Origin of the sequence: Lyngbya aestuarii BL J, assembly GCF_000478195.2 — a bacterium.
Lineage (GTDB): Bacteria > Cyanobacteriota > Cyanobacteriia > Cyanobacteriales > Microcoleaceae > Capilliphycus > Capilliphycus aestuarii.
Map to the genome: position 1 here is coordinate 120,989 of NZ_AUZM01000009.1, position 9,946 is coordinate 130,934.

At 43.1% G+C, this 9,946-nt stretch carries 1 protein-coding gene and 1 pseudogene; one reads left to right on the plus strand and one right to left on the minus strand.

What is annotated here, in order from left to right; genetic code table 11:
- Nucleotides 1-87 precede the first annotated feature (87 nt).
- A complete protein-coding gene (locus M595_RS06265; RefSeq protein ID WP_023065260.1) occupies nucleotides 88-9,081 on the plus strand; it encodes a DUF4347 domain-containing protein in 8,994 nt (2,997 codons plus the stop codon).
- 386 nt (nucleotides 9,082-9,467) lie between these two features.
- On the opposite strand, the pseudogene M595_RS29090 reads toward M595_RS06265, so the two are convergent.
- Nucleotides 9,468-9,946: pseudogene (locus tag M595_RS29090) on the minus strand (RNA-guided endonuclease InsQ/TnpB family protein); the annotation flags it as partial.

The following is a 9,946-nucleotide window of genomic DNA, read 5'->3' on the forward strand; positions in this document are numbered from 1 at the left end:
AATAAAATCGTATAACCCTCTTATTAGGGTGGTATGACAACCGGATTTAGTATTATAGCAATTCTTGAAAATAGGACTACAGATAGGATGATAATTAACGCTCCCTCTTCCGTCATTTTTGTTGATAGCAATATTGCTGACTACCAATCTCTAGTTAACAGCGTCGAACCCGAGACAAAAGTAGTTGTCTTAGACCCCAACCGCAATGGTGTTGAGCAAATTACTGAAGTATTAGCTAACTACGATAATTTAGATAGCGTACAAATTCTTTCTCACGGAGATTCAGCCGTTTTACAGTTGGGGAATAGCAGCCTAGATAATGGTAATATTGAGAGCTATGAAAACCAATTGCAACAGTGGGGAAAAGCCCTCAGTGAAAATGGTGATATTCTTTTATATGGTTGTAATGTTGCAGAAGGCGAACAAGGACAAGCTTTTATTAATCGCTTAGGAGAGATTACCGCAGCAGATATTGCTGCTTCTGAAGATTTGACGGGTAATAGCGATCTGGGGGGAGACTGGGTATTAGAAGCCACTACGGGATTTATCGAATCACCTCTAGCGTTTCAAGTTGAGGCAATGTCTGCGTTTAATTCTGTATTGCAGACTTTTACAGTTACTAACAACAGAAATAGTGGCGCTGGTTCTTTACGACAAGCTATTCTAGATTCGGAAAACAATAATAATGGTGGGACAATAGACATCATCCAAGTAGATGTAGGTTTTATTAATTTAGCTGACAGCCTGCCAACTATTAGCGAGGATGTGGAGATTCGGGGTAACGGTGCTGTAATTAATGGCTCGAACCAACATCAAATTGTAGCGATTAATGGCGAAGACGACGATACACAAATAATCCTATCCGATCTTTCCTTAACAGATGGTCGTGTCAGGGGTAGTAGTGGAGTTCCTAACGAAGGCGGAGGCGGAGGCTTAGGTGCTGGTGGTGCTTTATTTATTAACAACGGTACAGTAATTGCGAATAACGTTGATTTTACTGGCAATCGTGCCGTTGGTGGCAATGGTAGCACTGGAGCCAGAGGCGGTAGTGCTGAGAGAACGGGGGAAGATGGGGGGCGTGGGGGAATTGCCAATGAAAATGGTGGTACTGCTTTTGCTGACACAACTCGTGCTGAGGGTGGTAATGGTGGTTCTCGTGGAAGAAGAAATGGTCAGAATGGCGGTAGTGGTAGTGATGGTGAGGATGGTAGCTTTGGCAATGGCGGAGGTTCTGGCGGAGGCGGAGGCGGAGGCGAATCTGGTGGAGTGTTAGAAGGCTTTGGTGGTTTTGGTGGTGATGGTGGTGATGGTGGTTTCGGTGCTGGAGGCGGTGCTGGAGGCGGTGCTGGCTCGAATCCCAGTAACCGCAGAAGAAAAAGAAGAACCGCATTGGGAGGTGAAGGCGGTGATGGCGGAGCATTTGGCGGTGATGGCGAAGATGGTGTTGATGTTCCAGCAGGTGGAAGTAGAGGTCGAGCTGTTCGTGGTGGCGGTGGTGCTGCACTCGGCGGTGCTATCTTTGTCAATCGGGGTGCTGATTTAATACTTCTTAACAGTAATTTTTCTGGTAACTCAACGATTGAGGGGAATAGGTTTAATAGTGGAAATAGCGGTCAGGCAAAAGGTCGTGACATTTTTGTTAGAGAAGGGGTGTCTATATTCGGGAGAACCCTTATCCCTGGTGGTCAAGTTTCTCAGGCTAATACCAATGTTGCCACGGGAAATAACCTAGATAATGGAAGTGTTTTTGGTGACATCAGCAATTTTATTCTGCCCACAATTAACATCGCTCCAGGAGATGATTTATCAGAACCCGATCAAAATGGTTCTTTTAATCTATCTCTGAACAGAGCTTTACCAGTAGATTTAATCGTTAACTATACAATTACGGGAACTGCTATTAACGATCCCGATCTTTTGGATGATGAGGAGATTGATAGTGCTGATGTGAGTATTCCCCTGAGCGTTACAATTCCCGCAGGAGATACAACAGGTTCTATTAATGCCGAAGTTATTGACGATCGCCTTTTTGACCCTGATGAAAATATCATTATCACCTTAGAAGATTCCCCACTTTACAATCTAGGTACTTCTATTTCTGCTGAATTGGCTATTGTGGACGACGAACCAGATATTACTCTAGAGGCAATAAATGCAGTAGAAGGGGAGAGTAACGGTCAGTTTATCTTTAATTTAGCTCCCAATGCTCCTGAAGGTCGTCAGTTAAGCTTTAGCATTACTGGGGGAACAGCCGAACTAGATACAGATTATAGGTTTCTCAATACCGACGATGAGCCTATCTTTGGCAATGAAGCTGGTAGTTTTTTCCTAGATATTTCTGGTGAAGAACAAGTTGTGGTTCAACTAGATGCCACAGGAATTACGGGGGGGATTCCCGATTTTGACGATGGGGTAGCTGAAGGAAATGAGACAGTAGAAATTACTCTCAACGAGAGTGAAGAGTATGGTGGTGGCGGAAATACCATAACTGCCAATATTATTGATAATGACAGTCCTCCGATAATTGATGTTGTTGCAGGAGATAATGCTACTGAAACTGATTCTAACCCCGGTGTTTTCCAGCTTAATTTCTCCAATCCCTTACTCAGTAATGGCAATGAGAATGATGATGAAGATGCCATCTTTAACTTCACTATTGGTGGAAATGCTACGCGAGGTGAAGACTACATTTTAGTCTTAGTTGCTAATAATACAGAGCAAGATATTATCGGCAACAGTTTTTCCTTACCAGAAGGTACGACTACCGCCAGAATTGAAGTTAGACCCATTGATGACAATAATGAAGAAGTCAATGAAAACGTTACTTTTACCCTCAATGAAGGAGAAGGATACGAACTAGGGGAAGCATCAGCAGAGTTAACTATTGTAGATAGCGGTGGGGATGATGCGGATAATGTAGTCGGGGTGCAAATTAGCGAATCTCAAGGTTCGACTAACCTCATAGAAGGACAAACGACGGATAACTATACGATCGAGTTAACCAGTCAACCGACTAGCGATGTCACGATTAATTTTGCTACCGATGCCACTCAGATAGAAAGTATTAACCCCATTACTTTTACTCCTGAAAACTTCAACATCAGACAAAATGTTACGGTGGTTTCTGTTGATGACAATATAACTACAGAAGACCGCACTTCGGTTATTTCCCATACTGCAACCAGTGATGATGCTGCTTATCAGGGAATTGCTATTAATGAAGTTACTGCCAATATTACCGAAAATGATGTTCCTGGGATTGTTATTGGCAACGGAAATAATTTTACAGTAGCCGAAGGGGAACTAGGACAAACCTACACCATTGCCTTAGCAACCCAACCCACAGCAGATGTCACCATTAGTTTTGGCATTAGCGACGATCTCGAAGCCATTGCACCCATAACTTTTATTCCCGATAACTTTGCTACTCCTCAAGAAGTTACCATTACTGCTGCGATAGACGATCTAGTAGAACCAACGGAATTTCAAAACATCACTCATAATCTAGTTAGTGAAGATCCGGTTTACAACGAGTTAGAAGTACAACCCCTTCCCATTGCCATTAACGAACTCAGTTTCGATAATATCGAGACAGCAGGGGGGTTAAATAATGCCCTCAATTCGATTCAAGATTCGATTGACGCTCAGTTTCGAGCCATTGAATTACCCTTTATTGGTTCTTTAGAAACTCTCGCACCAGATCTAATCGGTAGTTTCCAAAATACCTTAATTAATCGGGTGCAGACAGGAGGAATATTAGATGTAGAGAAACTTAGCGGGTTAGTTGAAGAAACTATTGAAGAGATTCTCGATGTTGATGTGGAAGCGATCGCAACTCTCTCGGAAGAAGAAGCCACTTTCGATATTACAGTTGCTAAAGAATTTAACCTTGGTGATATCGATCTGGATGCGGATTTAGGTTTGCCAGGATTGGGAATTGATGTTGATGGTAGTGTCGATCTCGATTTTAATTATCAATTTGATTTTGGGTTTGGCATTAACCAAGAATTCGGTTTCTTTATCGATACAGAAAAAACGAACTTTACCGCAGGAGTCGATCTGGGTTTGAGTGATGATTTCCAAGCAACGGGGAATCTAGGCTTTTTGCAACTCGATCTGGTCAATGATGAAGAAAACCCCACGGCTGTTGGTGCTGATTTTACTCTCGGACTCAATGATATAGATAATGATGAAAATTCAAACACTGGCGAAAATTCAGATGAAGAAGAAGATATAGATGGCGATCGCCTCACCAGTACGGAACTAAGTAATGCTTCTTTCGATGACTTATCCGACCTCTTCGATCCCAGTGCTTCGGCAAGTGCCAATCTTGGTTTAAAAGCCGTTACGAGCATCCAAGCGGATACTGCTTTTCCCAGTATTAATTTCGATTTAGCAGGGGAATTTGGCTCGTTTACGTTTGAAGATGGAGAAGCCGTTGGCGATTTTTCACCGACGATCGCATTTAATGACGTGCAACTAGATTTAGGTAGTTTTCTCTCCGACTTTGCTCGCCCCGTAATTGGTAATATCAACAGCATCATCGATCCTTTTCGCCCTATCGTTGATTTTCTCAACACCGATACGGAAATCCTCAACGATCTGAGCATTGCGGACGGTTTGGATGACAATGGTGATGGTGAAATTAGCGTCATCGAACTCGCGATCGGCATCGCTGAATTGACGGGCAATCCTCCCAACGCTAACTTTCAGGCTGCTTTCAACCAAATTACCGAACTGTTCGCTCTGTCAGATGCTCTCAATGAATCGATCGCGGGGGATGAAGGCATTCTCATTGATGTGGGTTCTTTCGAGTTGGGCAATTTTGACCCTAGCGATCCCGATGCCGATCCGACTGAGGTTGCAGCAGAGCAAACCGAGTCCGCACCAGATTTAGATCGACAACTCGATGATGCTCCCGATGGTGGTAGCAGAAATACCCAGAAAGCAAATACCAATCGGATACTTAATAACGGTAATTTCGATATTCCTTTAATTAACAATCCCTTCAGCGCGATCGACTTACTCTTGGGTAAAGATGTCGCCCTCTTTACTTACGATCTTCCTGCATTAGAAGTTGGATTCGACGTAGAACAAACGTTTCCCATTTTTGGCCCGATTAGCGGTTTGTTAGAAGGGGATTTTAATGTCGCTTTGGATCTCGCTTTTGGCTTCGATACTTTTGGTTTCAATCAATGGTCTGCTAATAATTTCGACCCCTTAGAATCCTTTAAAGTCCTCGATGGTTTCTTTGTTAGCGATCGCGAAAATCCAGACGGTACAGGGGAAGATATCGATGAGTTGGTTGCTACCGCCACTATTGCAGCAGGATTGGGTGTAAATCTTGTTGTTCTTTCGGGCTTTCTCAAAGGAGGTTTAGAAGGGATTATCGGTCTGGATCTGATTGATGGTGGTGAAATCAACGGCACGGATGATGGCAGACTGCGTACTTCGGAGATTGCCGAGCGTATTTCTACACCTTTTGAATTATTCCAATTAAACGGTATCGTTAACGCCTTTTTGGGTGCAGAAGTTGACTTGTTTGGTCGGACAGTATTCGAGCAACGAATTGCCACTTTCCCCCTCGCTGAGTTTAGTGTCGGGGGTAAAGGCAATAGTTTTAGTAGCGTTATAGATGGGGTAATTTCTGGCGGTACGGTCTTTTTCGATGCCAACTTCAATGGCATTCAAGACCCCAACGAACCCGTTACCATTAGTAATGCTGATGGTAGTTACGATCTCGATATTCCCTTCTCTCCCTTCGATCTTAATAGTAATGGTGTTATCGATCCCAAAGAAGGTAGAGTGGTTATTGTTAACGGCATTGATATCTCCACTTCCTTACCTCAGACCGCACCGATTATTACGACTCCCAATGCGACTATTGCCACGCCTTTAACGAGCTTAATTAGTGAAATCGCCAAACCCGATTTAGATGCAGCACAAGCAGAAGTAATTAATGTTTTCGGTTTATCAGAAAATAGCGATTTATATAATGATGACCCCAAAACTTCCGAAGTATCGGTCTTGGGTTTACAATCTCAACTGCAAAATCTGATTATTTTAGCTACCCAAACTATTGCTGCAACTTCTTTTACAGGGCAAACCATCAATGGTAGCGACATTCTGACTCAAGATGGTCTGATTTATCTCGATAACAATAATAACCAACAGTTCGACGATGGCGATTTAGAAGTCGTTCAAGCTGATGATGGCTCTCGCGTCTTGATGCAGTCGCTCATGGGGGAAACCCCCAAGACCGCGCTGCATCGCTTCTTCGATATTAACGACAACGGAGAATTAGATAATAACGAGGTTTCTTCTACAGTAAATGAAGCACAAATTGCCAGTGCTATTCTTCAAGCAATCGCCGATCGCGCTAACAATGGGGAAGCCCCCGATCTTACCGATACTGATACCATAACTGCTATTATTAACGAGGCTTTAACCGTTGCGATCGCTGAAGATCCCAATACCAATCTTAATGAAAATGCCATTTCTCAACTGACCGCAAGCATTGTAGAGAAAAACCTCAATATTGATGACATATTAGGTAAAGCTTTCCTTTCTGAAGCCGAACAAAGACAGCAAATTACCAAGCAGTATGTATTTATTGATGTTAACGATAATGGGATACAAGATAGGGACGAGCCTTCTTCTTTAGTAGACGAAACAGGGGGAGACGAGCTAGATATTACTCCTTTTGACACTAATGAAAACGGTCTGTTAGATATGCGCGTTGTCGTCGAAGGAGCATCCCCAGATTATGTTTTTGTAGATAGTAATGCTAACGGTGTATTCGATCCTGACGAACCCTTCTCAGTTGTCAATCCTAGCGGTGAAAATAACTTAGAAATTGATTTTATTGATAATAATGGCAACGGCGTACAAGATGAGAATGAACCCTTCTTGATCGCTTCTCCTCTCAATCCCGATGGTACTGAAGTTGCAATTTCTCCTTTCGACCTCAATGAGAATGGGGTTTTAGAAGCAGGAGAAGACGATAACAATAACGGTATCTTAGATCCAGGAGAAGATAATAATGAAAATGGTATTTTAGAATTAGACGAACTCGGACAAGTAGTGCTTGAAAGTCCTCCTATAGATCGATGGTCATTTGTAGACAGCAATGGTAACGGAGAATTTGATCGCGGAGAACTCTTCTCTCCTGTCTTTGATGATGGCACCGATCTCCTCGATCCTTTTGTAGAACCGGGTAAAGTATTTGTCGATAGTACAGAATCTCCCGAATTAGCTGGCGGATTCCAACATCTAGTCACCAATCCTTTAGCAACCATCTCCCGTCTGCTTGCCGAAGGTACCGATCCCGCAGTAGCTCAAAATCGAGTGAAAACCGCATTAGGAATACCAGAAGATGTGGATCTGTTCAACTACGATGCTTTACAATCAGCTTCCGATGACGACCCCAACTGGCTAGAAGTCTATGCAAAACAGGTTCAGGTGCAAAATACCCTCGTCCAAATAGAAGCGGTAACGGGAGTTGACGAAACCGAAATTATTGAAGCGCTATCAAATCAAATCGCTAACTCTGAAAATCTCGACTTGAGCGACTCAACACAAGTAGCAAGAATTATCAACGAACTTGCTCCCGAATTAGCAGATAATACTGTTGATAGTGCAGCAGAAATCATTACTGAAAGTAACAAACGCATTGATGACATTGCTATTGCTGACGATAGCACGATGGACGATCGCGAAAAATCAATAGAAATCGTCCAAGTACAGCAAATAGCCCAAAGCGACGAGCCAGAGGGTACAGTAGAAGACCTCGTAGAACTAGGAACAGAAGAGGAAAATGTGGAAGAAATTGTTGATGATAATACAGGTGAAAAACTTACCGCACAAATTGAAAGCACTGAAGAAATCGATCCTACCACTCGTCCCGACTTTAGCAATAGTCGCCCCATCGCTGAACCTGATTTCGTAACGACCGATATTGCTACGCCTGTCACAATAGATGTTTTAGCCAATGACAGCGATCCAGATAACGACCCAATTGAAGTTGTCGATTTCATCGCATTACAAAATACAGATGTAGATGTAGATGAGGATACTGGGGAAATTGTCGATACTTTTAGCTCTGATAGCGGTGAGGTCGTTATCAATCCAGATAATACCCTGACTTACACTCCCAGTGATGGTTTTACAGGAGAAGACATTATCTTCTATGCGATTCAAGATAGTAACGGCAATGTTGATAATAATATTGTCACTGTGACAGTTGGACCTGTTGAAATTATCCCTGAAGGTAATGGTAATAATAATGGTGATAATAATAGTGATAATAATGGTGATAATGATTTTATTAATGGTGGTGAAGGTAACGATACTGAACTTGAACCAACCGTTACACCCACTCCAGAAACACTACCCGAACCAACCGTTACACCCACTCCTGAAACACGACCTGAACCCCCAGAGATCACAGGTCAAACTATAGCAGGTAGCGATCGCGATGATGAATTAATGGGAACAGAGGACAGTGACATCCTCAGTGGAGATGGGGGAAATGATGTCATCTTTGGACTTGAAGCACAAGATTATCTCTCTGGCGACACAGGAAACGACTGGTCGAATGGAAACCAAGGCGATGACTTCCTTGAAGGCGGTGAAGGAGATGATACCGTATATGGCGGTAAAGATAATGATACTCTGATTGGCGATCGCGGCAACGATGAACTCTGGGGAGATAATGGAGAAGATATTGTCACTGGGGTAAATCCTGAAACCAACAATCCAGGAGTTGGAGAAATTGATACTCTCCAAGGCGGAGAAGGTGCTGATACCTTCGTTTTAGGTGATGATCTCCAATTCTATTACAATGACAATACGACTAATCCCGGTTTGGGTGATTATGCTCTCATCGTCGATTTTGATGCCGAAAACGATACGATTCAGTTACATGGAAATCGTCAGGATTATCGCTTAGGAGATCAACCCGACGGCTTACCTTTTGGTGCTTCCCTTTACTGGATTAATGGAGAACAAGAAGAATTAGTTGCTATGATTCAAGGCACTCCATTCCCCAACCTAGAAGAAGATTACTTCACTTTCGTCTGATGAGTTGACATCCTCCCCCGGATAAATCGCGGGGGAATCCAAACATTACTGCTTGGGCTTTCTCTAACTACCTCGTTGACTTATAGCACTACGCATTTAAGTTAGGACATTTCTAGATCCTAAAACCCTTTCACAGTCTACTGTTCCCTGTTCCCTAAGATTGCAAACTAAGTCTCGCCGGAAACCGCCGGGCCGCAAGGCAAGCGCTGTTCCCTGTTCCCGATTCAAGTAGCGCTATACTTGATTGAGTTTCCCCGCTCAAGCAGAGGTCGGTCTCTCCGGAGGCGTTAATAACAGTGCTGCCCGACGGTATTTGAAAAACAGATACTTTCGCGGAAAAACGGATTAAGCTACCTGCGATCAGCCTAGATCTATGCGTTTTACAGTCAAGTTAATCCGTTAAATCCATTTCTGTTCCGTTTCTTTTTGCTAACTGTTTTAGTGCTGATTTTAGAATGTTGATTGCAGCATTTTCATCCCGGTCGGCTGTGTATCGGCATCTGCGGCATTTATGAGTTCGGACACTAAGAGTTTTAACAACTTTTTCACCGCAATTTGAGCAGTCTTGAGAAGTATATGCGGGTTCAACGGCAACAACCGGAACCCCATAAACTTTCCCAAAATACTCCAACCATTCTCGAAACCGATACCCTCGCTGCATCATTGATTGACTTGGCTAAATGATGATTTTTAACCATGTTCCGTATCCGTAGGTTTTCAATCGCTACCAAGTCGTTAGACCGGATGACGTGTTGAGCCAATTTACAAACCCGATTCTGACGCCTGCGTGAAACCTTGAGATGCGCTCTACCTAATCTATTCCTGGCTTTTTTACGGTTTTGACTCCCCTTTTTTGTTCTTGATA